This is a genomic window from Streptomyces sp. NPDC057280, assembly GCF_042668605.1.
GTDB lineage: Bacteria > Actinomycetota > Actinomycetes > Streptomycetales > Streptomycetaceae > Streptomyces.
The window spans coordinates 486289-512270 of record NZ_JBHUYR010000005.1; the positions used below are offsets into that span (position 1 = coordinate 486289).

26 protein-coding genes are annotated in these 25982 nt (G+C 72.1%); 18 read left to right on the top strand and 8 right to left on the bottom strand.

Translation table 11 applies throughout. The features are described from left to right. Window positions 1-90 precede the first annotated feature (90 nt). The 3 genes from ACFUO4_RS29735 (at window position 91) to ACFUO4_RS29745 (ending at window position 3132) form a co-directional block, all read left to right on the top strand. The gene (locus tag ACFUO4_RS29735; protein WP_383490637.1) at window positions 91-1593 is read left to right on the top strand and encodes an aromatic amino acid ammonia-lyase; all 1503 of its coding nucleotides are present in this window, start codon (window positions 91-93) and stop codon (window positions 1591-1593) included. Further along, entirely contained in the window at window positions 1593-2450 is an 858-nt protein-coding gene (locus ACFUO4_RS29740) for a MurR/RpiR family transcriptional regulator (protein WP_079310107.1), read from the top strand. The genes ACFUO4_RS29735 and ACFUO4_RS29740 overlap by 1 nt, the downstream gene beginning before the upstream one ends. A gap of 97 nt (window positions 2451-2547) precedes the next feature. Further along, window positions 2548-3132, top strand: a complete 585-nt coding sequence (locus tag ACFUO4_RS29745) for a hypothetical protein (RefSeq protein WP_383490639.1) — start codon at window positions 2548-2550, stop codon at window positions 3130-3132. A 12-nt stretch (window positions 3133-3144) separates the two neighbouring features. Here the strand turns inward: ACFUO4_RS29745 and ACFUO4_RS29750 are convergent, their stop codons facing one another. From ACFUO4_RS29750 to ACFUO4_RS29770, 5 genes are all read right to left on the bottom strand, one after another. After that, window positions 3145-3519 carry a hypothetical protein gene (locus ACFUO4_RS29750; protein ID WP_383490641.1) on the bottom strand — a complete coding sequence of 125 codons (375 nt, stop codon included), beginning with the start codon at window positions 3517-3519 and terminating at the stop codon, window positions 3145-3147. Between the two features lie 23 nt (window positions 3520-3542). Continuing rightward, complete coding sequence (locus ACFUO4_RS29755; protein WP_079310105.1) at window positions 3543-4019, bottom strand: roadblock/LC7 domain-containing protein; 477 nt, start codon at window positions 4017-4019, stop codon at window positions 3543-3545. A 34-nt stretch (window positions 4020-4053) separates the two neighbouring features. After that, a complete protein-coding gene (locus tag ACFUO4_RS29760) occupies window positions 4054-4863 on the bottom strand; it encodes a hypothetical protein (RefSeq protein WP_079310104.1) in 810 nt (269 codons plus the stop codon). Then, on the bottom strand, window positions 4860-5246 hold the full coding sequence (locus ACFUO4_RS29765; protein WP_383490643.1) for a hypothetical protein: 387 nt from the start codon (window positions 5244-5246) through the stop codon (window positions 4860-4862). Before ACFUO4_RS29765 ends, ACFUO4_RS29760 begins: the two co-directional genes overlap by 4 nt. Window positions 5247-5416: 170 nt before the next feature. Beyond that, the gene (locus ACFUO4_RS29770) at window positions 5417-6814 is read right to left on the bottom strand and encodes a diaminopimelate decarboxylase (RefSeq protein WP_383490645.1); all 1398 of its coding nucleotides are present in this window, start codon (window positions 6812-6814) and stop codon (window positions 5417-5419) included. A 136-nt stretch (window positions 6815-6950) separates the two neighbouring features. Between ACFUO4_RS29770 and hutU the strand changes: the two genes are divergently transcribed. Genes hutU through hutI form a run of 4 tightly spaced genes read left to right on the top strand, consistent with a single transcriptional unit; the run spans window position 6951 to window position 12401 of the window. Then, window positions 6951-8615, top strand: coding sequence for a urocanate hydratase (hutU, locus tag ACFUO4_RS29775; RefSeq protein WP_383490647.1), 1665 nt, complete (start codon window positions 6951-6953; stop codon window positions 8613-8615). A gap of 32 nt (window positions 8616-8647) precedes the next feature. Beyond that, window positions 8648-9859: an allantoate amidohydrolase gene (locus ACFUO4_RS29780; RefSeq protein WP_383490766.1), complete on the top strand. Its 1212-nt coding sequence runs from the start codon at window positions 8648-8650 to the stop codon at window positions 9857-9859. Then, entirely contained in the window at window positions 9856-11187 is a 1332-nt protein-coding gene (locus ACFUO4_RS29785) for a formimidoylglutamate deiminase (RefSeq protein ID WP_383490649.1), read from the top strand. Before ACFUO4_RS29780 ends, ACFUO4_RS29785 begins: the two co-directional genes overlap by 4 nt. Window positions 11188-11228: 41 nt before the next feature. Beyond that, window positions 11229-12401, top strand: a complete 1173-nt coding sequence (gene hutI / locus ACFUO4_RS29790) for an imidazolonepropionase (protein ID WP_383490651.1) — start codon at window positions 11229-11231, stop codon at window positions 12399-12401. Window positions 12402-12449: 48 nt separating this feature from the next. On the opposite strand, the gene ACFUO4_RS29795 is transcribed toward hutI, so the two are convergent. Further along, window positions 12450-13370, bottom strand: coding sequence for a SigB/SigF/SigG family RNA polymerase sigma factor (locus tag ACFUO4_RS29795; protein WP_179143430.1), 921 nt, complete (start codon window positions 13368-13370; stop codon window positions 12450-12452). Window positions 13371-13618: 248 nt separating this feature from the next. Between ACFUO4_RS29795 and ACFUO4_RS29800 the strand changes: the two genes are divergently transcribed. From ACFUO4_RS29800 to ACFUO4_RS29830, 7 genes are all read left to right on the top strand, one after another. Further along, window positions 13619-13996 carry an STAS domain-containing protein gene (locus tag ACFUO4_RS29800; protein WP_079310098.1) on the top strand — a complete coding sequence of 126 codons (378 nt, stop codon included), beginning with the start codon at window positions 13619-13621 and terminating at the stop codon, window positions 13994-13996. Between the two features lie 230 nt (window positions 13997-14226). After that, window positions 14227-14742, top strand: a complete 516-nt coding sequence (locus ACFUO4_RS29805) for an ATP-binding protein (RefSeq protein WP_383490654.1) — start codon at window positions 14227-14229, stop codon at window positions 14740-14742. Window positions 14743-14849: 107 nt separating this feature from the next. Then, window positions 14850-15320 carry a carboxymuconolactone decarboxylase family protein gene (locus tag ACFUO4_RS29810; protein ID WP_079310096.1) on the top strand — a complete coding sequence of 157 codons (471 nt, stop codon included), beginning with the start codon at window positions 14850-14852 and terminating at the stop codon, window positions 15318-15320. 221 nt (window positions 15321-15541) lie between these two features. Next, the gene (locus ACFUO4_RS29815; protein ID WP_079310095.1) at window positions 15542-16231 is read left to right on the top strand and encodes an LPXTG cell wall anchor domain-containing protein; all 690 of its coding nucleotides are present in this window, start codon (window positions 15542-15544) and stop codon (window positions 16229-16231) included. Between the two features lie 269 nt (window positions 16232-16500). Next, a complete protein-coding gene (locus tag ACFUO4_RS29820; RefSeq protein WP_383490656.1) occupies window positions 16501-17367 on the top strand; it encodes a hypothetical protein in 867 nt (288 codons plus the stop codon). Then, window positions 17364-18434, top strand: a complete 1071-nt coding sequence (locus ACFUO4_RS29825) for a hypothetical protein (RefSeq protein WP_383490658.1) — start codon at window positions 17364-17366, stop codon at window positions 18432-18434. The genes ACFUO4_RS29820 and ACFUO4_RS29825 overlap by 4 nt, the downstream gene beginning before the upstream one ends. Beyond that, on the top strand, window positions 18431-19717 hold the full coding sequence (locus ACFUO4_RS29830; protein ID WP_383490660.1) for a hypothetical protein: 1287 nt from the start codon (window positions 18431-18433) through the stop codon (window positions 19715-19717). The genes ACFUO4_RS29825 and ACFUO4_RS29830 overlap by 4 nt, the downstream gene beginning before the upstream one ends. A 58-nt stretch (window positions 19718-19775) precedes the next feature. On the opposite strand, the gene ACFUO4_RS29835 is transcribed toward ACFUO4_RS29830, so the two are convergent. Continuing rightward, window positions 19776-21272 carry an oligopeptide:H+ symporter gene (locus ACFUO4_RS29835; RefSeq protein WP_079311136.1) on the bottom strand — a complete coding sequence of 499 codons (1497 nt, stop codon included), beginning with the start codon at window positions 21270-21272 and terminating at the stop codon, window positions 19776-19778. 328 nt (window positions 21273-21600) lie between these two features. On the opposite strand from ACFUO4_RS29835, the gene ACFUO4_RS29840 reads away from it, so the two are divergent. Together ACFUO4_RS29840 and ACFUO4_RS29845 are read left to right on the top strand one after the other, a co-directional pair. Beyond that, a complete protein-coding gene (locus ACFUO4_RS29840) occupies window positions 21601-22278 on the top strand; it encodes a response regulator transcription factor (protein ID WP_016436346.1) in 678 nt (225 codons plus the stop codon). 9 nt (window positions 22279-22287) lie between these two features. Then, complete coding sequence (locus tag ACFUO4_RS29845; protein ID WP_059196192.1) at window positions 22288-23562, top strand: ATP-binding protein; 1275 nt, start codon at window positions 22288-22290, stop codon at window positions 23560-23562. Between the two features lie 33 nt (window positions 23563-23595). Here the strand turns inward: ACFUO4_RS29845 and ACFUO4_RS29850 are convergent, their stop codons facing one another. Next, window positions 23596-24099: a GtrA family protein gene (locus tag ACFUO4_RS29850; RefSeq protein WP_383490768.1), complete on the bottom strand. Its 504-nt coding sequence runs from the start codon at window positions 24097-24099 to the stop codon at window positions 23596-23598. A gap of 216 nt (window positions 24100-24315) precedes the next feature. Between ACFUO4_RS29850 and ACFUO4_RS29855 the strand changes: the two genes are divergently transcribed. Both ACFUO4_RS29855 and purE read left to right on the top strand, forming a co-directional pair. Continuing rightward, window positions 24316-25455: a 5-(carboxyamino)imidazole ribonucleotide synthase gene (locus tag ACFUO4_RS29855; protein WP_079311134.1), complete on the top strand. Its 1140-nt coding sequence runs from the start codon at window positions 24316-24318 to the stop codon at window positions 25453-25455. Beyond that, the gene (gene purE, locus ACFUO4_RS29860; protein WP_383490663.1) at window positions 25452-25982 is read left to right on the top strand and encodes a 5-(carboxyamino)imidazole ribonucleotide mutase; all 531 of its coding nucleotides are present in this window, start codon (window positions 25452-25454) and stop codon (window positions 25980-25982) included. The genes ACFUO4_RS29855 and purE overlap by 4 nt, the downstream gene beginning before the upstream one ends.

Consider the following 25982-nt stretch of genomic DNA (forward strand, 5'->3'; position numbering starts at 1 on the left):
AATAGTTTGTCAACGGGTTGATGTAAATCCGAAGTAACGGATGCCCGCCAGGCAAGATCAGGTGTCCGGATTAAGGGGTGTTTGGGCTTTATGTCGTCTCAGATCGTGGACACACCTGCTTCTGTGCACACCGGACTGGTCGTCCTCGACGGGATCGGACTCGGCGTCTCCGACGTCGCGCGGCTCGCCGACGGGGCCGCGCGGCCGGTGCCCGGGACCGATGCGATGAAGCGGGTGACCACATCGTGGGACGCCGCCCGGCAGATCGCCGCGACCGGTCGCGTCTACGGCCGCTCCACCGGCGTCGGCGCCAACCGGAACGAGCCGGTGCCCACGGAGGCGGCCGCCGAGCACGGCCTCAGACTCCTGCGCAGCCACGCCGGCGCCATCGGCGAGGAGCTGCCCGCCCGGCAGGTGCGCGCGATGCTCGCCGTCCGGGCGAACCAGTTGCTCGCGGGCGGCGCGGGGCTGCGGCCGACCGTCGTCACCGCGCTGTGCGAGGCCCTGGAGAGCGGGGCGTACCCGGTCGTCCACGAGTTCGGATCGGTCGGCACCGGGGACATCGCGGCCCTCGCCCAGGCGGGCCTCGCGCTGGCCGGGGAGCACCCCTGGAAAGGCGCCGGTCCTGAGCCGCAGCCCCTCGACAACAACGACGCCCTCGCCTTCATCAGCAGCAACGCCCTCACCCTCGGCCAGGCCGCGCTCGCCCTGCACGAACTGCGCGGGCTGCTGGAGGCCACGCAGGTGGTCGGCGCGCTGTCACTGCTCGCGGTGGACGGCTCCCACGAGGCGTACGCCGCCCCCGTGCACGCCGCCCGGCCGCACCGGGGCAGCAGCGAAGTCGCCCGCCGGATGCGGGAGTTGATCGGCGCGGACGAACGGCCCACGCCGCCCCTCGGCCGTATCCAGGACCCGTACGGCTTCCGCTGCCTGCCGCAGATCCACGGCCCGGCGCACGACGCCGCCGACGCCCTCGAAGCCGTCCTCGCCGTCGAGATCAACGCCGCCGCCGAGAACCCGCTCATCAGCCCCGAGGACATGGCCGCCTACCACCACGGCGGCTTCTACCAGGCCCAGCTCGCCCTCGCCCTCGACCACTTCAGGCTGGCCCTCACCCAGGTGGCGAGGCTGTCGACGTCCCGGCTGTCCACCCTCAACGAGCCCGCCTACACCCGCCTGCGCCCCTTCCTCGCCGACCACGAGCCCGCCTCCTCCGGCGTGATGATCCTGGAGTACGCCGCCGGCGCCGCCCTCGGCGATCTGCGGGCCTTCTCCGCCCCCGCCTCCCTCGGGCACGCTGTACTCTCCCGGGGCGTCGAGGAACAGGCCAGCTTCGCCTCGCTCGCCGCCCGGCAGACCTTGCGGGCGTGCGGGGCGTACCGGCTCGTCGTCGGCTGCGAACTCGTCGCCGCCGTACGGGCCCTGCGCCAGCGCGACCACGGCCCCGACCCGGCGCTGCCGGTGGGGCGGGCGCTGGAGCTGGCCTACTCGGTGCTCGACGAGGACCAGGCCGACCGGCCGCTCACGGGTGACGTGACGACGGCGGCCGCACTGCTCGACCGGTTCACGGACATCTGGAGGGGGAGCGAGTGATGAGCGAGATGGGTGTGACGGACACACCGGCGGCACGGCTCCAGGCGCTCTTCGAGGGGCACCGGCTCACGCCGACCCAGCGGCGCATCGCGCACAGCATGGTGCGGCGCGCCGCGGACGTGCCGTTCCTGTCCAGCGTCGAGCTCGCCGAGCTCGCCGGGGTCAGCCAGCCGTCCGTGACCCGCTTCGCGGTCGCCCTCGGCTTCGACGGCTATCCCGCCCTGCGCCGCCACCTGCGCGAGGTCGCGCCCGGGGAGCAGCAGCAGGCGGCGGACTCGGCGTCGTACAACGAGTACCAGCAGGCCGTCGAGGCCGAGATCGCCAACCTCCGGCACCTCGCCGAGATGCTCGCCGACCCGCGGCCCGTGCAGCGCGCGGGCCGGGTGCTGGCCGCCTCCCGGCCGCTGCCGGTGCTGGGACTGCGGGCCGCCGCCTCGCAGGCCTACGGCTTCGCCTACTTCGCCGCCAAGGTCCACCCGGACGTCCGGCTGCTGCACGAGGGCGGCACGATGGTCCACGACCGGATCGACGCCGCCGTCCGCGCGGGCGCCTCGGCGCTGCTCTGCTTCGCGCTGCCCCGGCATCCCCGGGAGGTCCTGGACACGCTCGGCTACGCCAAGGAGGCCGGGCTGTCCGTCGTCACCGTCGCCGACTCCGCCTTCGCGCCGGTCGCCAAGGTCTCCGACCTGCTGCTGCCCGCCGCCGTCGGCACCGGGCTCGCCTTCGACACCGCCTGCGCGCCGATGCTGCTCGGACGGGTGCTGCTGGAGGCCATGGCCGACGAGCTGCCGGACGCGCAGGCGCGGCTGGAGGAGTTCGACACGAAGGCGGCGGCGCGGGGGCTGTTCGTGGAGTAGCCGGCGTTTTTCAGACTCGTCTCACTTTCGCCCGCTAACCTGCCCGGCCGAAAGGACTGTGTCGACAGGACTGTGCCGACAGGACGAGGAGGCGGACGTGGCACGCGGAGGACTGGGACTCGCCCGGGTGGCCGTCGTCGTACGCGCCGGAGCGGCGCCCCTGTGGTGGGCCGGGGTGTTCGCGGCGGGTGTCGGGGTGCTGGTGCCGGGGCTGACCGGGCGCCGGATCGGGGTGATGGCGGGGGCCGCGCTGTTCATTGTCGCGGTGGCCGTCGTGTCGTACCGCCGCCGCAGGCGCTACACCGCCCTCGCGGGCGCGGCCGCCCGCGCCGGGAAGCACGACGTGCTCCAGGACCGGGCCGTGACCGTACGGAACTGGCGGCGCGGACATCGCTGGTGGCTGCTGCTCGCCTGGCTGGCGGCGCTCGGCGCCAACTTCGCGGTGCCCGTCGCGGGCGGGCTGCTGCTCGCCGGGGCCGGGGTGGGGCTGTGGCTGAAGGCCGCCTGGCTCGGGCGGCGCGAGCGTGCCGGGGAGGCGCTGCTGTGGGTGCGGGTCGACTGGCTCGACGCGCGCGGCGGACGCCCGGCCGGCAAGGCGGTCAAGGCGTACCGCGGCACCGGCATCGCGGCGGGCGACGCGGCCCCGGGCGGGGCGCGCCGCCGCACCGCGGCGCTGGTCTGAGCGGCCCGCCGGTCAGACCTCCAGGTCCTCCTCGATCTTCTTCAGCTGGTGGCGGGCCATCGCCAGGTTGGCGCGCTTGGCGTCCAGGACCAGGTACATGAACAGTCCGTTGCTGCTGCGGCCGCTGATCAGCCGGATCAGGTGGTACTGGTCGGACAGGGTGATCAGGATGTCCTCGATCTGGCCCTTGAGCCCGAGGTGTTCCATGGTGCGCATCTTGGCGCGGACGACGTCGGTGTTCCCGGCGGCGGCCACGCTGAGGTCGAAGCTCTTGCTGCCCCCCAGGGTGCCGAGGGCCATGCCGCTGGTGTAGTCGACCAGCGCCACGCCGGTCGCGCCCTCGATGGAGGCGAGGCACTCTTTCAGGGAGGTTTCGGTGTTGGCCATGACTGTCTGCCTTTCCTGTGGGTTCAACTGTCGGTAGACGTACGTGCGTTGGTCGTACGAGGGGTGCGCGCCGCTCTGGTGCGGGCGGGCGCTCTGGCCGGTTTGGCGGCGACGGGTGCCTCCGCCGGCGCCCGGGAGTCGAGGAACTCCCCGATACGGGTGCCGGCGCGGCGGCCCTCCAGATGGAGCCGGCCGGCGTTGACGCGGTCCTGGGCGAGCAGCGTGAGGACGGCGCTGCGGCCCGCCGCGTACGTCGCCACATAGCCGTAGGCGCCCCGCACCGTCAGCTCCCGGAAGTCCCCCTGCCCGGTCGCGTCCGACAGCCGCATGGCGACGCCGAGCGCGGCCGCGGTGAGCGCGGCCATGCCGTCGGGCTCCACACCCGGGGTGTCCTGGGCGAGGACGAGCCCGTCCACGCTCGCCGCCAGGGCGCCGGTGAGATACGGCACCCGGCTCCTCAACCGCCGCAGCTCGTCCAGGATTTCGGGTTCGGCCGCCATCTGGTCACTCCTCTCGGCACGGGCGCGTTGTCGTTCAAAGGGACTCCAGCGCATCCCTGAGCCTCTTCAGCAGCGTGATGTCGGGGTCGGTGGTCTCGGGCCAGGCCGGTTCGGCGGGTTCCGGGGCGCCGCGCACCAGGACCCCGGCCGCCGCGAGCCGCCGTACGTCCACCAGGGTGTGGAACGCCGGGCGGCCCATCGCGCGGGCGATGTCCAGTGCCGTGCGGACGCCGTCGACCAGGTGCAGCACCGCCCGCTGCCGGGCGGTGGGGCCCGGGAGGGCGACGCTGTCGGCGCGCAGCAGCGGGGCCTCGTCGGTCGCCGGATCGGGCCATATGCGGTGCAGCAGGTCGCGGCGGCGCAGCGTCTCGTGCTCCAGGGCGGCCACCGTCACGGCACGCACCGCGCCGGCCCGGCCCGGGCTCGTGTACCGGAAGCGGCCCGGGGTGCTGCTGGGGGCGAGCGCGAAGTAGGCCGCGTCGTACAGCGTTTCGAGGTGGCACAGCTCCAGCGCGCCCCGGGTGAGCCGGCCGCGGCCGACGAGCAGCAGTCCGGCGCCCGGGGCCTCCGTGGCCTCCTCGGCGGCCTGCCGCCAGGTGTCGGCGTCGAGGGTGCCGTGCGCGGTGAGCAGGGCGCCGAGGCCGGGCGCGGCGGGGCTCTCGGCGTGCACGACCCGGCCCTCGGCGAGATGCAGGGTGCCGCGCTCGCGGACGAGGACACCGGTGGCCCGCTCGGCGGCGAGCCGGGTCAGCATCGGGGAGACGCCGCCCCAGGCCCGGTCGCGGGCCTCCGCCTTGTCCCGCACCGGCAGCCGGGGCGGTGGTGTGGTGGTCACCGCCGTCATCCCAGGACCAGCCGTCCGGTCATCTCGCCGAGCCGGATGCGGGCCAGCGCGAGGTTGCCCTCCACGCGGGCCAGCCACAGATGCAGGAAGACGCTGCTGTCGAACGACGTCTGGACGAAGCACAGGACGTGGTAGCTGTCCCGGTTGCTGATGATGACGTCCTCGACCGGGGGGTCGGTGATGTCGTCCTCCGGGGCGAACGCCCGGTGCTCGGCGGCCAGCCGGGCCAGTTCGGCGGCCTCGGCCGCGGCCGTCTCGTAATCACCGCCCGGTGACTCGCCGGCGGTGCCCAGGGCCAGCCCGCTCGTCCAGTCGACGAGCGCGGCGCCCCGGGCACCGGGCAGTTGCATGACTTCGAGCAGACACTCGTCGATACCGGGCACCGTGAGTTCCCCTCCCGCCTGGGGTTCGGCTGAGTGACGCCGAAACTACGCAGGGTGTGGGCGGGGGGTGAGGATTCCGGCATTTTCCGGTGGAACATGCGGCGGATGGCTAGGGTGGGTCAACTGCGCTCGTTTTCCGATCAGTTGACCCACAGGTCCACCGGCGTGCGTCAAGGGCGCGCGGTCGTCCCGAGGGTGGTGAGCGCGGAGGCGTGCGCCCCTCCCGACTCGGCCACGATCTCCTCGAGCGTCTGCGGGGTGCGCACGGTCGCGAAGGCGACGGAGCCGCCCTCGTCCGACGCGAACCCGTAGATGCCGGGCCGCGCGAGGGAGTTGTAGGCGTAGTGGTGCGCGAAGTAGTACGCGCCGGTGTCCAGCGCCGCCGCGTAGTCGCCCTGCTCGAGCAGCGGCAGCGCTCTCGCCTCGGCGAGCAGGTCGCCCGAGAAGCAGGCCGGCCCGGCGATGTCCTGCACCACCTCGGCCCCCGCCTTCGGCCGCCCCTTCCCGTCGTACGCGGCGATCCTGAGCGGCCACGCCCCCGGTACGTACACCGTCCGCGTCGCCACCTGCACGCCCGCGTGCGTCACCGCGACCGGCCGCCCGCCCGCGCTCTTGGCGTACTCCACCCGGGCCACGATCGTGCCGTGCTTGGCCAGCAGCGACCGCCCGAACTCGGTCACCAGCCCGTACCGCCCGTCGAACAGGCCCGGCACCGCCTCGCTCAGCAGCCGCGCGTACTGCGCGTAGGTCGGCGCCGTCGTGTCCGAGCCGAAGTTCACCGGCAGTCCGCCGCCGATGTCGATCGTGTCGATCTGGGGGCGCCCGATGTGCCGGTTGATCTCCTCGGCGAGCGCGTACGTCTCCGCGACCCCCTGCGCCATCAGGGACAGCGGGATGCCCTGGGAGCCGGTGTGCGCGTGCAGCCGGTTGAGCCAGGGCCGGTCGGCGTAGGCGCGCAGGAGCCACTCCCGGGCGCCCTCATCGCGCAGCGCCACCCCGAACTTCGAGGTCGCCGTCGCCGTCGAGGTCGCCCCGATGGAACCCCCGCCGATCTGCGGGTTCACCCGGATCCCGAGCGGTGAGCGACTCGGGCCGGACCTCATGAGGGCGTCGATGCGGTCCAGCTCCTGCGGATTGTCGGCGTTGACGGCGATCCCGAGGGCGAGGGCCTCCCGCAGCTCGGCCGGTGTCTTCGCGGGCGAGTCCAGCACCGTCTGCTGCGGGGCGATCCCCGCCGCCCGCGCCAGCGCCAGCTCACCCGGACTCGCCACCTCCGCGCCGATCCCGGCCTCCCGCAGCAGCCGCAGCACCGGCACCAGCGGGGTCGCCTTCACCGCGAAGGCGTGCAGCACGGGCGTGCCGGGCGCGGTGACGGCGTCGAACGCGGCCCGCAGCTCGGCCGCCGACTCCCGGATGCCGGTGACGTCCAGGAGGCCGACGATCGGGGAGCCCGGCCCCAGCAGCCCCTGCTCCACCGCGGCCCGCACCGCCTCGTCCCGCCGGACCGCGCGATCTTCTTGCCCTTCGATGCCCACGACGTCCCCCGTCAGGTCGTTGTCCGCGCCCATGCATCCAGCGTCTGCGCCCATACATCCAGCCAAACATCCGCGGCGCGCCCGCGCTGAGGGACCGCCCTATTGACTAGCTCTATTCAGGAGGTCAGGATGTGAATAGAGACTCAAACATTCCGCTAGGAGGCAGACCATGTCAGGACCCCGCCCCGTACGAGCGCCGCGCGGTACGGAACTGAGTGCCCTGGGATGGCAGCAGGAAGCCGCCCTGCGGATGCTCCAGAACAACCTCGACCCCGAGGTCGCCGAGCACCCCGACAAGCTCGTCGTCTACGGCGGCACCGGCAAGGCCGCCCGCGACTGGCGCTCCTTCGACGCCATGGTCCGCACCCTGCGCACCCTCAAGCAGGACGAGACCATGCTCGTCCAGTCCGGCCGCCCCGTCGGCGTCATGCAGACCCACGAGTGGGCCCCGCGCGTCCTCATCGCCAACTCCAACCTCGTCGGCGACTGGGCCAACTGGGAGGAGTTCCGCCGCCTGGAGGCCCTCGGCCTGACCATGTACGGCCAGATGACCGCCGGCTCCTGGATCTACATCGGCACCCAGGGCATCCTCCAGGGCACCTACGAGACCTTCGCCGCCGTCGCCGCGAAGAAGTTCGGCGGCACCCTCGCCGGGACCATCACCCTCACCGCCGGCCTCGGCGGCATGGGCGGCGCCCAGCCCCTCGCGGTCACCATGAACGACGGCGTCGCGATCTGTATCGACGTGGACCCCCGCGCCATCGAGCGCCGCATCGAGCACCGCTACCTCGACGTCAGGGCCGACAACCTCGCTCACGCCCTCCAGCTCGCCACCGAGGCCCGCGACCAGCGCAAGCCGCTGTCCATCGGCCTCCTCGGCAACGCCGCCGAGCTGCTCCCGCAGATGCTCGCCGAGGGCGCCCCCATCGACATCGTCACCGACCAGACCTCGGCCCACGACCCGCTGTCCTACCTGCCGGTCGGCGTCGCCTTCGAGGACATGGCCGACGCGGCGGCGAAGGACCCGGCCGGGTTCACGGTGAGGGCCCGCGAGTCCATGGCCCGGCACGTCGAGGCCATGGTCGGCTTCATGGACGCCGGCGCCGAGGTCTTCGACTACGGCAACTCCATCCGCGGCGAGGCCCAGCTCGCGGGCTACGACCGCGCGTTCGCCTTCCCCGGCTTCGTCCCCGCCTACATCCGCCCCCTCTTCTGCGAGGGCAAGGGCCCCTTCCGCTGGGCCGCCCTGTCCGGTGAGGCGTCCGACATCGCCAAGACCGACAAGGCGATCCTCGACCTGTTCCCCGAGAACGAGTCCCTGCACCGCTGGATCAAGATGGCCGGCGAACGCGTCCACTTCCAGGGCCTTCCCGCCCGCATCTGCTGGCTCGGCTACGGCGAGCGCGACAAGGCAGGCGAGCGCTTCAACGACATGGTCGCGAGCGGCGAGCTGGCCGCGCCCCTGGCCATCGGCCGCGACCACCTCGACTGCGGTTCCGTCGCCTCCCCGTACCGCGAGACCGAGGCCATGCTCGACGGCTCCGACGCGATCGCCGACTGGCCGCTGCTCAACGCCATGGTGAACGTCGCCTCCGGCGCCTCCTGGGTCTCCCTCCACCACGGCGGCGGCGTCGGCATGGGCCGCTCCATCCACGCCGGCCAGGTCACCGTCGCCGACGGCACGAAGCTCGCCGGCGAGAAGGTCCGCCGCGTGCTGACCAACGACCCCGGCATGGGCGTCATCCGGCACGTGGACGCGGGCTACGACATCGCGGACTCGGTCGCCGACGAGCGCGGCGTGCGGATCCCGATGCGCGAGGGTGACCCGGCGTGACGCAGACGTCCCACAGCAGCTCGTTCCACTCCATGTGGCGCGAGCTGCTCCCCATCGGCCGCCACCCCGACTCCCACGGCTACCGCCGCTTCGCCTGGACCGGCGCCGACACCGAATGCCGGGCCTGGTTCCAGGAGCAGGCCGAGGCGCGGGGGATGAGCTACGAGCTCGACCGGAACGGCAACCAGTGGGCCTGGCTCGGGGACCCGGCCGCCGGGGACGCCGTCGTCACCGGCTCGCATCTGGACTCCGTGCCCGACGGCGGGGCCTTCGACGGGCCGCTCGGGGTCGTGTCGTCCTTCGCCGCGCTCGACGAACTGCGGTCCCGGCAGGTGGAGTTCACCAAGCCGCTCGCCATCGTCAACTTCGGCGACGAGGAAGGCGCCCGCTTCGGACTCGCCTGCGTCGGCTCACGGCTCACCTCCGGGCAGCTCACCGTCGAGCAGGCGCACCGGCTGACCGACGGCGAGGGGATCAGCCTGCCCCGGGCCATGGAGGCCGCCGGCTACGACCCCGACGCCATCGGGGCCGACCACGAACGGCTCGGCCGCATCGGCGCCTTCGTCGAACTGCACGTCGAGCAGGGCCGCGCGCTGGACCTGTCCGGCGACCGCGTCGGCATCGCCAGCGCCATCTGGCCGCACGGCCGCTGGCGGTTCGACTTCCGGGGCGAGGCCAACCACGCCGGCACCACCCGTCTCGTCGACCGGCACGACCCCATGCTGTCGTACGCCGAGACCGTCCTCGCCGCCCGCCGCGAGGCCGAACTCGCCGGTGCCGTCGCCACCTTCGGCAAGATCTCCGTCGAACCCAACGGCGTCAACGCGATCCCCTCCCTCGTGCGCGGCTGGCTCGACTCCCGCGCCGCCGACCAGGCGAGCCTGGACCAGGTGGTCGGCGGGATCGAGAAGGCCGCCCGCGAGTACGCCGACGCCCATGGCATCGCCCTCGACATCGTCCGGGAGTCCTTCACCCCCGTCGTCGAGTTCGACCACGCCCTGCGCGACGAACTGGCCCGCATCCTGGGCAAGGAGGCGAAGGACACGGAGTTCACCGTCCCCGTCCTGGGTACCGGTGCCGGACACGACGCCGGAATCCTGTCCGGGACGATCCCGACCGCCATGCTGTTCGTACGCAACCCCACCGGCGTCTCGCACTCCCCGGCCGAGTTCGCGGCCGAGGACGACTGCGTGGCCGGGGTACTCGCCCTCGCCGACGTACTGGAAGGACTGGCCACCTCGTGACGACGTACTGGCTGGAGCACGCCTGGCTCGACACCCACGTCGAGCCGGGCGTCGCCGTCGAGGTCGCGGACGGCCGGATCACCGCCGTCCGCACGGACGTGCCCACCCCGCCCCCCGGCGCCGAGATCCTGCGCGGTCTCACGCTCCCGGGGCTGGCGAACGCCCACAGCCACGCCTTCCACCGCGCCCTGCGCGGCACCGTCCAGGTCGGCTCCGGCACCTTCTGGACCTGGCGCGAGGTCATGTACGCCACCGCCGACCGGCTGACCCCGGAGAGCTACCACGCCCTCGCCCGGGCCGTGTACGCGGAGATGGCCCTGGCCGGCGTCACCTCCGTCGGCGAGTTCCACTACCTGCACCACGCCCCCGGCGGCACCCCCTACGCCGACCCCAACGCCATGGGCGAGGCCCTGATCGCGGCCGCCGCCGACGCCGGCATCCGCATCACCCTCCTCGACACCGCCTATCTCTCCGCCGGCTTCGGACAACCCCCCAACACCCACCAGCTCCGCTTCTCCGACGGCACCGCCGAGGCCTGGGCCGAACGCTGTTCTCTTCTCAAGGAACGGGATCACGCGCGGATCGGGGCCGCGATCCACTCCGTACGGGCCGTGCCCGCCGGCCAGTTGGCGACCGTGGCCGCATGGGCCGAGGCGCGGCGGGCGCCGCTGCACGTCCACCTGTCGGAGCAGACCGCCGAGAACGACGCCTGCCAGGAGGCCCACGGCTGCACGCCCACCCGGCTCCTCGCCGACCACGGCGTCCTCGGCGGCCGCACCACCGGCGTCCACAACACCCACCTCACCGACGAGGACATCGCCCTTCTCGGCGGATCGGGAACTGGCACCTGCATGTGCCCGACCACCGAGCGGGACCTCGCCGACGGCATCGGACCCGCCGTCGCCCTGCAGAAGGCCGGCTCCCCGCTCTCCCTCGGCTCCGACAGCCACGCCGTCATCGACCTGCTCGAAGAGGCCCGCGCGATGGAGCTGAACGAGCGGCTGCGCACCCGCACCCGCGGCCACTGGACGGCGGCGGCGCTGCTGCGGGCCGCCTCCGCCGACGGCCACGCGGCCCTCGGCTGGGACGAGGCGGGCGCCATCGAGACCGGCGCCCTCGCCGACCTCACGACGATCGCGCTCGACTCGGTCAGGACAGCGGGCCCGCTGCCCCGGCTGGGCGCCGAGACGGCCGTATTCGCGGCGACGGCAGCGGACGTACGGCACACGGTCGTGGGCGGCCGGCAGGTCGTACGCGACGGGGCGCACACGCTCGTACCGGATGTGCCGCAAGCGCTCGCGCGGGCCGTCGACGCCCTCCGCGGCTGACCACCACCCCCAAGGCCGCCACCCTCAAGGACGCCACCGCCATGAGCAGCACCGTCATCACCAACATCGCCGCGCTCGTCACCAACGACCCCTCCCTCGGTGACAACTCCCCCCTCGGCCTGATCCAGGACGCGGCCGTCGTCATCGACGGCGACCACGTCGCGTGGACCGGTGAATCAAGCAAAGCACCCGCCACTGACAACCGCGTCGACGCCCGGGGACGGGCCGTCCTGCCCGGCTTCGTGGACTCCCACTCCCACCTCGTCTTCGCGGGCGACCGCACCCAGGAGTTCAACGCCCGCATGTCGGGCCGCTCCTACACCGCGGGCGGCATCCGCACCACGGTCGCCGCGACCCGCGCTGCGAGCGACGCCGCACTCGAAGCGAACCTCACCCGCTATCTCGCCGAGGCCCTGCGCCAGGGCACGACGACCTTCGAGACCAAGTCCGGCTACGGCCTCACGGTCGAGGACGAGGCCCGCGCCCTGCGCATCGCCGCCGCCCACACCGACGAGGTCACCTACCTCGGCGCGCACATCGTCTCCCCGGACTTCGCCGACGACCCGGCGGCGTACGTGGCCCTCGTCACCGGCGCGATGCTGGACGCCTGTGCCCCGTACGCCCGGTGGATCGACGTCTTCTGCGAGAAGGGCGCCTTCGACGGCGACCAGGCCCGCGCGATCCTCACCGCGGGCAAGGCCAAGGGCCTGCACCCGCGCATCCACGCCAACCAGCTCTCCTACGGCCCCGGCGTGCAGCTGGCCGTCGAACTGGACGCCGCCAGCGCCGACCACTGCACCCACCTCACGGACGCCGACGTCGACGCCCTCGCGAGCGGCGACACCGTCGCCACGCTGCTGCCCGGCGCCGAGTTCTCCACCCGCGCCGAGTGGCCCGACGCCCGTCGCCTCCTCGACGCCGGCGTCACCGTGGCCCTGTCCACCGACTGCAACCCGGGCTCGTCCTTCACCTCGTCCGTGCCGTTCTGCATCGCGCTGGCCGTGCGGGACATGGGCATGACCCCGGACGAGGCGGTCTGGTCGGCCACGGCGGGCGGCGCGGCGGCCCTGCGCCGCACGGACATCGGCCGGATCACCCCGGGCGCCCGGGCGGACCTCACCCTCCTCGACGCCCCGAGCCACGTCCACCTGGCCTACCGGCCGGGGGTGCCGCTGGTGAGCGGGGTATGGCGGCGGGGCGTGCGCGTCGTCTGACGCACACGCCCCGCACCCGAAGAACCCCGCATCTCAAAAGAACAGCGGTCAATCCTCGACCGTCAGCCCCTTTCGCAGCCGCACCAGCGTCCGCGACAGCAGCCGCGACACATGCATCTGCGAGATGCCCAGCTCGTCGCCGATCTCCGACTGGGTCATGCCCGCCACGAAGCGCAGGGACAGGATCTGCCGGTCCCGGGCGGGGAGGTCGGCGATCAGGGGCTTGAGGGACTCCACGTACTCGATGCCCTCGATGCCGTGGTCCTCGTAGCCGATCCGGTCGGCCAGCGCGCCCTCGGCGTCGTCCTCCTCCGGCTGGGCGTCCAGCGACGACGCGGTGTACGCGTTGGAGGCGGCCATGCCCTCCACGACCTCGTCCTTCGTCAGCTTCAGGCGCTCGGCGAGCTCGGCCACCGTCGGCGCCCGGTCCAGCTTCTGCGCCAGTTCGTCGCCGGCCTTGGCCAGGTCGAGGCGGAGTTCCTGGAGACGGCGAGGCACCCGCACCGACCACGAGGTGTCGCGGAAGAAGCGCTTGATCTCGCCGATGATCGTCGGCATCGCGAAGGTGGGGAACTCCACACCGCGGCTGAGCTCGAAGCGGTCGATCGCCTTGATCAGGCCGATCGTGCCGACCTGGATGATGTCCTCCATCGGCTCGCTGCGGGAGCGGAAGCGGGCGGCGGCGAACTTGACCAGGGCCAGGTTGAGCTCGACGAGCGTGTTGCGGACGTACGAGTATGCGTGGGTGCCCTCCTCCAGCGACTCCAGCCGCGCGAAGAGGGTCTTGGACAGGGCTCGTGCGTCCACTGCCCCCACCTCGTCGTACGGGGGGATCTCCGGAAGCCCGGCCAGCAGGTCGTCCCGCTGGTCCTGCTCGATGTGTTCGAGCTGCTCGATGGGATCCAGCTGTTCCGGGGGGGATGTCGACGTCGCGTTCTGGGTATGCGATGCGTCGAGCCGGGGTGACATGATGTCCTCCATCGTTCTCGGCATGTGGCTGCCGAAGCCGTCGTGCACTGCGGTGTGCGGCGCCTCCAAAGCCGGCCGTGTCGAGTACGTGTCCCTACTAGCCCTACCTGCTGTCCCGACCTCGCCGCAAGTGCACTGTGTGGGGAAATGTCCGTTTGTGTGCGGATGTTCAGGTGTCAGGGTGTGTGAGGAAGGCGTAGTGTTCGAGGGCGTCAGCAGCAGCCACGACGTCGGGAGAGAGAGACGGCATGGACCGCGGGACGGTCGGCAGCGCACAGTCTGGCCGGCTTCTGGTCGAGGTGCGGGAAGAGGGCGCCAGCGCCGTCGTGACCCCGGCAGGTGAGCTCGACCACCACACGGCCGATTTGTTGCGTGAGCCACTCGAGGAGTGCCTCACCAAGGGCTTCAGCCGCCTGGTGGTCGACTGTTCGCGCCTGGAGTTCTGTGACTCCACGGGCCTGAACGTACTGCTGGGTGCGCGGCTGAAGGCGGAGGCCGCCGGGGGTGGGGTGCATCTGGTGGGGATGCTGCCCGTCGTGGCGCGGGTCTTCGAGATCACGGGCGCCGACGCGGTCTTCACCGTGCATGACACGCTCGCCGCCGCCCTGGCCGACGAAGCCGGCTGAGCCGGCCCGTGCCGGCCGCGCGGAGCACCCTGTCGCCCCAGGTGGCGCGGCGCTTTTTCGGCGTGCCGCGTTCTGTGCCGAAACAGGGGGTGTTCTGCCGGTTCGGTCGGGCAGGAGACATCCTGGGCGTCGCGCAGGCGACATCCGGAAAAGTCGCGCGGCGGACCCGTCGCGACGTGACTATTGAATCGTGCATTGATGACTTGGTGAATCGGTGAGGTGAAGCGCTGATGAGCAGCACCCGGCCTTACTCGCCGGGCGACCGCGGCCGGGAGGCCGACGGCGCTTCCGGGGCGTCCGAAGGGGGTGCGGTCGTGCCGTCTGAGTCCTCGGCGGGCCGGCAGGTCCGCAGGCTGAGCTTCGACGGTGCGAGCGGGGTCGTCCCGCTGGCCCGCGACTTCGCCCGGCAGGCGCTGTATGCGTGGGGCTGGCTGCCCGCCGCCGGTGCGGACCAGCGGGCCGCCGCCGAGGACGTGCTGCTCGTCGTCTCCGAGCTGGTCACCAACGCCTGTCTGCACGCCGAGGGGCCGGACGAGCTGTGGCTCGCCTGCGACAACAAGGTGATCCGCGTCGAGGTCTCCGACCGCGGCGCGGGCCAGCCGGCGCCGCGCACCCCGCACCGCGCGGGCCGCCCCGGCGGCCACGGCATGTTCATCGTGCAGCGGCTGTGCCTGGACTGGGGGGTCATCCGCAACCCCGGGGCGACGGGCAAGACGGTCTGGGCGGAGCTCGGAGCACCCGCGTAAGCGGCCGCCGACGCGTGTGATGAGGGTCACCAGCCGCTGATGTCACAGACGGACCGGGCTCGTCAGTCCTAGGTGTGCAAGGCCACGCAACGGCAGAGGAGCACACCATGGAAGCCCGACTCTCCCCCCACGGCACCCCCCTTCTGGGCAACGTCCTGCCCCACCTCATCGCGGTGAGCAAGGCGGTCGCCGCGTCCGGAGTGCCCGCCGCGACGCAGGAGCTGGTCAAGATCCGCGCGAGCCAGATCAACGGCTGCGGGGCCTGCCTCGACATGCACACCAAGGAGGCCGCCGCCGCAGGAGAGACCCAGCACCGCCTCCTCATGGTCGGCGCGTGGCGTGAGGCCAAGGCCTTCACCGAGCCCGAGCGGGCGGCGCTGGAGCTGACGGAGGCGGGCACCCGGCTCGCCGACGGGTCCGGAGTGCCGGACGACGTGTGGCAGAACGCCGCGAAGCACTACGACGAGGAGCAGCTGCTGGCCCTCGTGATGCTGATCGGCGTCATCAACCTGTTCAACCGCATGAACGTCATGACCCGCCAGCCGGCCGGCGACTACCAGGTCGGCATGGTCCACTGACCCGAGCGGGGCGATACGACCGAGGCGCGGCCGGGACCTGTACGAGGGGTCCCGGCCGTCGCCGTTCCGCACCGCCCGGCCCTCCACCCGAATCCCCTTCGATGCGCGCCGGATCGTCACAACTCCGGCGCGCACCGTGTCTTCCTTCCTCACGACCCCGGGCGTACCTTGACGGCCCGATCTGATGTGCCGTCAGGAACCGAGGAAGAGGGAGCGGAACCGTGTCGTACCGGAATCGAACCGCCGCGCTCGCGTCCGCCGCGGCTCTGGCCGGCTCGGCGGTGCTGATGGCCGCCCCCGCCGCCCATGCCGAGGTCGTCGACGTCAAGTACCAGTGCAAGACACCGATCGGCGACAAGAGCGCCGTCTCGCCCATCGACATCAAGGGCGTCAAGAGCGGCAGCGGCTACAAGATCACCATGTCCTGGCAGAAGGGCGTCTCCTCCAGCCCGGTCGACCTGGGCAAGGGGGCGATGGCCCCGAGCGCCGTCATCAAGCTCGGCGGCGCCGACAGCGGCACCCTGAGTGTGTCCGGGCCGGCCAACCAGGCGGTCGTCCCCGCCAACACCCCCATCAAGATCAGTGACTTGAGCGGCACGTACACCCCGAAGAAGTCCGGCAAGGTCACCTTCACCGCGGGCGTCCTCACCATCAAGGCCCTCGGCACCACGACCACATGCACGCCGACGAACAGCCCCGGCCCGTCGCTCACCCTCGACGTCACGGCCGCGGGCGGCGGTTCCGGCGGCAGCGGCACCCGGAGCGGCACCGACTCCGGCGGCGAACTCCCGCAGACCGGCCCCGAGGACTCGGCGATCGCCCTCGGCACCCTCGGCGGCACGGTCCTGCTCGCGGGCGCGGCCGGCACGCTGTGGCTGACGCGCAGGCACCAGGCAACGGCTCGCCGCTGACCCCGCGAGCCGTGCGGGACGGCCGCTGACCCGTCGCCGAACCCGCGAGCCGTGCGGGACGGCCACTGGCCCGTCGCCGAACCTGTGAGCCGTGTGGGACGCCCACTGACCCGTCGCTGAACCCGTGAGCTGTGCGGGACGCCCACCGACCCGTTGCCGAACCCGTGAGCCGTGCGGGACACCCGTTGACCCGTCGCCGAACCCGTGAGCCGTGTGCGGCAGCCGGAGGCCCGCCGCACCCGTAAGCCGTACGACAGCCGGAGCCGCCGATGCCGTCCGCCGCCCGTGTCCTGGGCCTGACCCTGCTTGCCTTCCTCCCCCTCCTCACCCTGCTCACCGCCGCCCCGGCCGCGCACGCCGCCGTCGGCGACGACGGCTGGTCGGCCGCGCCCGCCGGGGAGGCGCGGCCGTCGTTCTACGCCGAGGGCGGGCCCGGCGCGGTCCTGGAGGACACGGTGGCCCTGACCAACCGCGGCCGCACGGCCGTGGACGTCTCGCTGCGCGCGGAGGGCGCCGAGGTCACGTTCGCGGACACCCGGCTCCGGCTGCCCCCGCGCACCCGCACCGAGGTGCCCTTCACGGTGACCGTCCCGGCCCACGACGCCACCGCGCGCCTCGTCGCGCGCGACAGCGAGGGCACCACGCGGCGGGTCGCCGTCCATCTGCGGGCCACCGTCCCCACGGTGGCGGCCCTGACCGTCGAGCACGTTTCCGTGCACGCCGACCGCATCACGTACGAGCTGGTCAACCGCGGTACGACCCCGCTCGCACCCCGGCTCGCCGTGCACGCCGACGGACTCCTCGGCCCCCTCCTCGACCGCGCCCCGCGCCCCTTGCCCGTCACACTCGCGCCGGGCAGCCGCACCGAACTGAGCGAGCCCTGGGACGGCCCCGCGCTGGACTCCGTCGAGGTGCGTCTGACGGTCACGGCGGCGGGCGGTGCGCGGGACGAGGCGCGCATCTCGGCGGGCGTCGGGCCGTGGGGCGCGGTGGCGGGCGGTGCGGGGGCGGTGGCGGGCGGGGGCGCGCTGTTCGTCGTACGGCGGCTGCCGGTCGTACGACGTCACAGGCGCCGTGCGGCTGTTCCGCCCGAACCCTCGTGTCCGGAAGCCGAGTTGACGGGAGCGGTGTCGTGAAGCTGCGGATTCTCGGGGCGGCGGTGCTGGCGCTGCTGCTGGCGTCGGTCTCGGTCGGCCCGGTGCAGGCCGCCGAGCAGCCCGTCGTCAAGCTCTCCAAGTCGCAGGCGGGTACCGGCGGTTCGGTCACCGTCACCGGCAGCGGCTGGCGGGCGAAGGCGCTGCTGATGATCCTCGTCTGCGGCCAGGCCGTGCCGTCGCGGGGCGTGCCCGGCGGCACCAACTCCTGTGCCAACGCCGACGGTCGGGCCGTCACCACCGACGCCAAGGGCCGCTTCAGCAGGAAACTGCCGGTCGCCGAACCCCCGGTGCCCTGCCCCTGCGTGGTGCACGTGGCGACGGTGACCGGGGCGAAGGCGGAAGCGGACGCGATCTTCCAGGTGGCCGGGCACGCCGTGGAGCCGCTGCCCGCCGAGACCTCCGGCGGACGTCTGTCGGTCCTCACCGACACCCGCCTCGACGGCTCCGGCGGGCTGCTCACCTGGTTCGGTGCGCCGCCCGCCCGCACTCTGGTCTTCACCGTCGGCAACGTCGGCACCGCGGCCGTCAGGAACCCCGTCTTCCACGTCGGCACCTCCCACGGCGTGTTCGCCCCGCAGTGGGAGGAACAGCAGTGGCGCGGCACGATCGAGCCCGGTGACAAGGCCCGCATCGAGCTCCCCGTCGAGCTGACGGGCGGCGCGCACGGCGACTACACGGTCTCGCTGAAGTACGGCGGCAAAGTCCTCGCCGAACAGCCCTGGGGGGTGGGCCGCCCCTGGGGCGTGACCCTGTTCTGGGTCCTGGTCTGCCTGGTCGTGCCCGCCGCGCTGTTCCGGCTCGGGATGGCCGTCGTCGACCGGGCACGGCCCCGCCGCCCGGGCCGCCCCTCCCGCGCCCCCGCCCGGCTGCGGCTGCCCGAACTCACCCTGCGGCTCCCGGGGTTGCGCACCGGCCCCGCCGAACAGCCGCCCCCGCCCTCGACCCTGCCGTGGTTCACCCCGGACTCCGATCCGGGCACGGCCGGTCGGCTCTCCGCACCGCACGACGACAGCCCGACGACCCCCACCAGAAAGGGACCCACGTGAGCAAGCGAAGGAGAGCCGTACCCGACCGTGCCAGAGTCGCGCTGGCGTTCTGCGGGGCGGGCGTCCTGATCGGCGTCGCCGTCGCGCCCGCGCAGGCCGCGGAGGTGTCGTACGCGACGCACTGCGTGCCGCCCGCCGGCGTCGGCCTCGACCCCGTGGACGGCACCACCAAGGTGGAGATCACCGCGCCGGCCACCGCCGAGGTCGGCGACGAGGTCGAGGTGGTGTGGAAGTTCGTCCAGGCCGCCTCGAAGAACCCCGACCTCATCGACATCGGGGAGAACCAGGTCAAGCCGACCGGCACCCTCAAGGCGGCCGGTGCGCAGAGCGCCGACATCGCCATGGCGGGGCCGCAGGAGAACCCGCCCATCCCCAAGGGCGGCGCCATGGTGCTCTCCGACATGAAGGGCACGCTGAAGCTGACGACGGCGGGCGAGGTGACGCTGACGCCGGACGCGTACACGGTCACCGCGTACGGCACGGACACCAAATGCACGCCGAGCGCGCAGGTGCCGACGGCGGCGACGATCGACGTCCAGGCGGGGGACGGGAGTAGTTCGCCGACCCCGACGACCTCCGAGGAGCCGAGCGCGAGCCCGAGCCCGACCTCCAGCTCCTCCGACGAACCGACCCCGACCACCACCGCGTCCGACGGCGGACAGACCGACTTCCAGGGCAAGGTCGTCGACATCCCCTACACCTGCAAGTCGCCGATCGGCGAGCAGAAGGCGACGTCCACGATCCAGATCGACGCCAAGAAGAGCGGCGGGAACTACGGCCTCACCGTGCAGTTCAAGAAGTCCCCGATGAACAGCCCGGCCAACATCCCGAAGGACTCCATCAAGCCGTCGATGGAGGTCGTCCTGGGCGGCGCCGACAAGGGCTCGGTCCATGTGGAGGGCCCGACCAACGCCGAGGACATCAAGGCGGGCGACCCGATCGAGATCCCGGACATGACCGGCACCTACAAGCCGGGGGCGACGGGCGAGTCGACCCTGTCACCGGGCGTCCTGACGATCAAGGCCCTCGGTACGACGACCACGTGCGAGCCGGACTCGACGTCGGTGTCCTTGAAGCTCGACACCACGCAGCAGGAGGGCGGGGCGTCCGGCGGCTCCTCGTCAGGCGGCTCCTCGTCGTCCGGCGGAGACTCCTCCGGAGGCCTGGCGGCGACCGGTGCCGAGGACCACGGCGCCCTGAAGGCCCTGGGCCTGGTGGCGGGCACGGCCGTACTGCTGGGCGCGGCGGTGTTCACGTTCCTGCCGGGCAGGCGGCGCGTCTGAGAACGCGAAGGGCCGCCGCACCTCATGGTGCGGCGGCCCCTTCGTCACCGTCCTCGGGTCAGCGGACGCTGCCCATGAGTTCCTTGACGCGGTTGCGGTACATCCAGACCGCGGCGCCGGCGACCACGGCGAGCGTGGCCTCCAGGGCGACGATGCCCGTCTTGTTGAGGTCGACGCCGGCGATGGACAGCAGGCCCGTCGTGGCGTCACCCGCGGTGACCGCGAGGAACCAGACACCCATCATCTGGGAGGCGTACTTCGCCGGGGCCATCTTCGTCGTCACCGACAGGCCGACCGGGGAGAGCAGGAGCTCGCCGACGGTCTGGACGAAGTAGATCGCCACCAGCCAGGCCGCCGCCGCCTTGTGACCGCCGTCGGCGATCGCCAGCGGGGCGAGGAACAGGAAGAAGGACGCGCCGACCAGGACCAGGCCCGAGGCGAACTTCACGATCGTGCTCGGCTCCTTGCCGCGCCGGTTCAGCGCCAGCCAGAACCAGGCGAAGACCGGGGCCAGCGCCATGATCAGGACCGGGTTGACCGACTGGTACCAGGAGACCGGGAACTCCCAGCCGAAGATGGTGTTGTCGGCCGAGGAGTCGGCGAAGATCGACAGGGTCGAGCCGCCCTGGTCGTAGATCATCCAGAACACGGCCGCGGCCACGAAGAACCAGATGTACGCCGACATCGACTTCTGCTCGCTGCGGTCCAGGTCCTTGTCGCGCTTGATGCGGGCCAGCACCATCACCGGGATGATCAGGCCGAGCAGGGTCAGCGGGACCAGGATCCAGTTCAGCGTGTAGTGGCCGGAGAAGCCGACGATCGCGTAGAAGACCACGGCGACACCGGCCCAGATCGCGGCCTTGCGCAGGGTCGAGGCCTTCTCCTGCTCCGACAGCGGGGTCGGGACGACGCTGGAGCGGTCCGCCAGGTGGCGCGAGCCGATCAGGAACTGGCCGAGGCCCAGCGCCATGCCGAGCGCGGCGAGCGCGAAGCCCAGGTGCCAGTTGACGTTCTCACCGATGGTGCCGATGACCAGCGGCGCGGCGAACGCGCCGAGGTTGATGCCCATGTAGAAGACGGTGAAGCCACCGTCCCGGCGCGGGTCGTCGGGGCCGTCGTAGAGGTGGCCGACCATCGTGGAGATGTTGGCCTTGAGGAGGCCGGAGCCGATCGCCACGAGGCCGAGGCCCGCGTAGAAGGTGCCGGAGGACGGCAGGGCCAGCGTGAGGTGGCCGAGCATGATCACGCCACCGGCGACGGCGACGGTCTTGCGGGGACCCCAGACGCGGTCGCCGAACCAGCCGCCCGGCAGGGCGAGCAGGTACACCAGCGACACGTACACCGAGTAGATCGCGGTCGCGGTGGCGGCGCTGAGGTGGAGGCCGCCGGGGGCGACGAGGTACAGCGGGAGGAGAGCCCTCATGCCGTAGTAGGAGAAACGCTCCCACATCTCGGTCATGAAGAGAGTGGCCAGTCCGCGGGGGTGGCCGAAGAAGGTCTGCTCGGTGCCGGGGGTGCCCCGGCGGGCCGAGTCCTTCGTCAGGCTGGACGCCATTGGTCGTTCCTTGCTGGTGGGGACGCACGACGTGTTTCAAGGCTGGCGGTGGCCGGCCCGCACACAAAAGAGACCTTCAGCGTGAACTGCTCGGCCAAAGGTCCCCGTGCTGCAAAAGGCGTCTTTCACCATACGGCAGGACAGTGCCGGAAATGGAAGGACTTGAGAGATGGATCACAGGCTTCCGTGGAACCGTGCACACCTTTTCTAAGGTCCTCACCAGGTTCTCACCTCCGGTACATAGGTTCGTACCAGAACGCCCGATGGTAAGAATCACGCCCTTGCGATCACACCCCAGCATCTGCATTCCGCGGTCTACCATCAGCTCATGACCCGTGTACTGCTCGCCGAGGACGATGCGTCCATCTCGGAGCCGCTGGCCCGCGCCCTGCGCCGGGAAGGGTACGAGGTCGAGGTGCGTGAAGACGGCCCCACCGCACTCGACGCCGGAATGCAGGGCGGTGTCGACCTGGTCGTGCTCGACCTGGGTCTGCCCGGCATGGACGGCCTGGAGGTCGCCCGCCGGCTGCGCGCCGAGGGCCACGCCGTGCCGATCCTCATCCTGACCGCGCGCGCCGACGAGGTGGACACCGTCGTCGGACTGGACGCGGGCGCCGACGACTACGTCACCAAGCCCTTCCGCCTCGCCGAACTGCTCGCCCGGGTCCGGGCCCTGCTCCGGCGCGGCGCCGCCGAGCCCGCGCAGCCGCCGGCCACCCACGGCGTGCGGATCGACGTCGAGTCGCACCGCGCCTGGATGGGCGACGAGGAGCTCCAGCTCACCGCCAAGGAATTCGACCTGCTGCGCGTCCTCGTGCGCGACGCGGGCCGGGTCGTCACCCGCGACCAGCTGATGCGCGAGGTCTGGGACACCACGTGGTGGTCCTCCACCAAGACCCTCGACATGCACATCTCCTGGCTGCGCAAGAAGCTCGGCGACGACGCGGCGAACCCCCGCTACATCGCCACCGTGCGCGGTGTCGGCTTCCGGTTCGAGAAGAGCTAGCCGACCCCCGTGCGCCGCCGCCTCATCCAGTCGACGCTCGCCGTCGTCCTCGTCGTCATCGCCGTGTTCGGGGTCTCGCTCGTCATCGTCGAGACCCGGACCATCAGCAACAGCGCCCAGGAACGCGTCGACTCCGAGGCGGTCCGGCTGGCCAGCATCGTCGACAGCCGGCTGCTCGGCGAGCAGACCGTCGACGCGGAGGTGCTGAAGGAGCAGGTCGCGGGGGAGCGGTTCGCCGAGATCCACATCCCCGGCGAGCCGGTCATCGAGGTCGGCCCCAGGCCGACCGGTGACGTCATCAGCTCCACCGAGAAGGGCGAGGAGGGCGAGACGGTCACCGTCCAGGAGCCGCGCTCGTCCGTCACCCGGGAGGTCGGCCGCACCCTGCTGATCATCGGCGCGGTGGCGCTGCTCGCGGTGATCGCCGCCGTCCTGCTCGCCGTACGGCAGGCCAACAAGCTGGCCTCGCCGCTGACCGACCTCGCCGAGACCGCCGAGCGGCTCGGCTCCGGCGACCCGCGGCCCCGGCACAAGCGGTACGGCGTTCCCGAGCTGGACCGGGTCGCCGACGTCCTCGACGGCTCCGCCGAGCGCATCGCCCGCATGCTCACCGCCGAGCGGCGCCTGGCCGCCGACGCCTCCCACCAGCTGCGCACCCCGCTGACCGCGCTGTCCATGCGGCTGGAGGAGATCACCCTCACCGACGACCCGGACACGGTGAAGGAGGAGGCGACGATCGCGCTCACGCAGGTGGAGCGGCTGACCGACGTCGTCGAGCGGCTGCTCACCAACGCCCGCGACCCCCGCACCGGCTCCGCCGTCTCCTTCGACCTCGACGAGGTCATCCAGCAGCAGCTCGCCGAGTGGCGTCCCGCCTACCGCAGCGCGGGCCGGGCCATCGTCAGCTCCGGCAAACGGCATCTGCGGGCGGTCGGCACGCCGGGCGCGGTCGCACAGGTGCTGGCGGCGCTCATCGAGAACTCGCTCATGCACGGGGGCGGCACGGTGGCGCTGCGCACGCGCGTCACCGGCAACCAGGCGGTCATCGAGGTCACCGACGAGGGGCCGGGCGTGCCGGCCGACCTGGGCGCGCGGATCTTCGAGCGGACGATCAGCGGGCGCAACTCCACGGGCATCGGGCTGGCGGTCGCGCGTGACCTCGCGGAGGCCGACGGAGGGCGTCTGGAGATGCTTCAGGCGCAGCCGGCGGTGTTCGGGCTGTTCCTGTCCCGTACGCCTCTGAAGAAGCCGACGCTGGACGACCAGGAGCCCACGGTCCGCTAGGTCCGCCAGGCGTGGGCCAGGGCCGTGAGCCGCTCAGCTGACCCGCTGCTTCGAGCGCGGCCTGCGCTCCGCCTGCGCCAGGATCTCCTCCGCGCTCGCCACCAGCTCCGGCGCCGGCAGGGCCTTGAACACCCAGGTGCGGTACGACCAGAAGCGGAACAGCGTCGCGATGCCGATGCCGAGGAACTTGAAGACGTTGCTCTCCAGCGGGCTGTCCCAGCCGAAGCCGTACGTCGCCACGTACAGCACGCCGTTCTCGATCACCAGGCCGACCGCGCTGAACAGCAGGAACAGCGTCAGCTCCTTCGTACGGCCGCTCTTGTCGCGGTCGCGGTACGTGAAGTGGCGGAAGCCGATGTAGTTCGAGATGATCGCGACGACCGTCGCGATCACGCTGGCGCGCACCACCGGGAGGTCGGTGGTGTGCCGTACCAGGTTGAAGACGAGCAGGTTGACGAGCAGACCGGCACCGCCCACGGCGCCGAACTTGGCGATCTCGTGCACGAGCCTGCGCAGCCCTGAGGAACCACGTCCCATGGAAGTACAGGCCCCCAGTCGGTCGGTTTCGTCGACGTCGGTCGGTTTCGTCAACCCAGCCATGCTAACCATCCCCCCTGCCGGTTGCCTGCGCGCAGAGGTACACGGTCGTAAAGAAGCTGGTATGAGCGGGGGACAGGGGCCGGAAAGCAGGCACAAAGCGGGCGGAGGAGGAGCGGAATCCGGCCGCCGTGGCGTGGCCGATACCCTAGGAGCGTGACGTTCCCGGTAGTCGGCATGGTCGGCGGGGGCCAGCTCGCTCGTATGACACACGAGGCGGGCATCCCGCTCGGCATCAGGTTCAAGCTCCTCAGTGACACCCCTCAGGACTCCGCGGCGCAGGTCGTGAGCGATGTCGTCATCGGCGACTATCGCGATCTCGACACGCTGCGCGAGTTCGCGAGGGGCTGCGATGTGATCACCTTCGATCACGAACACGTACCCACCGAGCACCTCAGGGCTCTGGAGGCGGACGGCATCCCCGTGCGCCCCGGCCCCGACGCTCTCGTGCACGCCCAGGACAAGGGCGTGATGCGGGCGCGGCTCGACGCGATCGGGGTGCCGTGCCCACGGCACCGGATCGTGAGCGATCCGGCGGACGTGGCCGCCTTCGCGGCGGAGGGGGACGGCTTCCCGGTCGTCCTCAAGACCGTCCGCGGCGGCTACGACGGCAAGGGTGTGTGGGTCGTCGACTCCGTCGAGGAGGCCGAGGACCCCTTCCGGGCCGGCGTGCCGGTCCTCGCCGAGGAGAAGGTCGACTACGTCCGCGAGCTCGCCGCCAACGTCGTCCGCTCCCCGCACGGCCAGGCCGTCGCCTACCCGGTGGTGGAGTCCCAGCAGGTCAACGGCGTCTGCGACACCGTGATCGCCCCGGCCCCCGACCTGGACCCGGCGCTCGCGCTGGAGGCCGAGGAGATGGCGCTGACCATCGCCAAGGAACTGGGCGTGGTCGGCCACCTCGCCGTCGAGCTGTTCCAGACCCGCGACGGCCGCATCCTCGTCAACGAGCTGGCGATGCGCCCGCACAACAGCGGCCACTGGTCGATGGACGGCGCGATCACGTCCCAGTTCGCCAACCACGTCCGGGCCGTCCTCGACCTGCCGCTCGGCGACCCGCGCCCGCGCGCGAAGTGGACGGTCATGGTCAACGTCCTCGGCGGCGACTACCCGGACATGTACTCCGCGTACCTGCACTGCATGGCACGCGACCCCCAGCTCAAGATCCACATGTACGGCAAGGACGTGAAGCCGGGCCGCAAGGTCGGCCACGTCAACACCTACGGCGACGACCTGGACGACGTGCTGGAGCGCGCACGTCACGCTGCCGGTTACCTGAGAGGCACCATCACCGAATGAGCCCTGTCGTAGGCATCGTCATGGGGTCGGACAGCGACTGGCCCGTCATGGAGGCCGCCGCCCAGGCCCTCGACGAGTTCGAGATCGAGTACGAGGTCGACGTCGTCTCCGCCCACCGCATGCCGCGCGAGATGATCGCGTACGGCGAGGAGGCGGCCGGGCGCGGCATCAAGGTGATCATCGCGGGTGCGGGCGGCGCCGCCCATCTGCCCGGCATGCTCGCCTCCGTCACCCCGCTGCCGGTCATCGGCGTGCCCGTGCCGCTGAAGTACCTCGACGGCATGGACTCCCTGCTGTCGATCGTGCAGATGCCGGCCGGCGTGCCCGTCGCGACCGTCTCGGTGGCCGGCGCCCGCAACGCCGGGCTCCTCGCGGCCCGCATCCTCGCCACCTCCGACGAGGAGCTCCTGGGCCGCATGCGGGAGTTCCAGCAGGAGCTCAACGACCAGGCCACCGAGAAGGGCAAGCGGCTGCGCGCCAAGGTCGAGGGGGCCGGCGGCGGCTTCGGCTTCGGTTCAGGGAAGTGA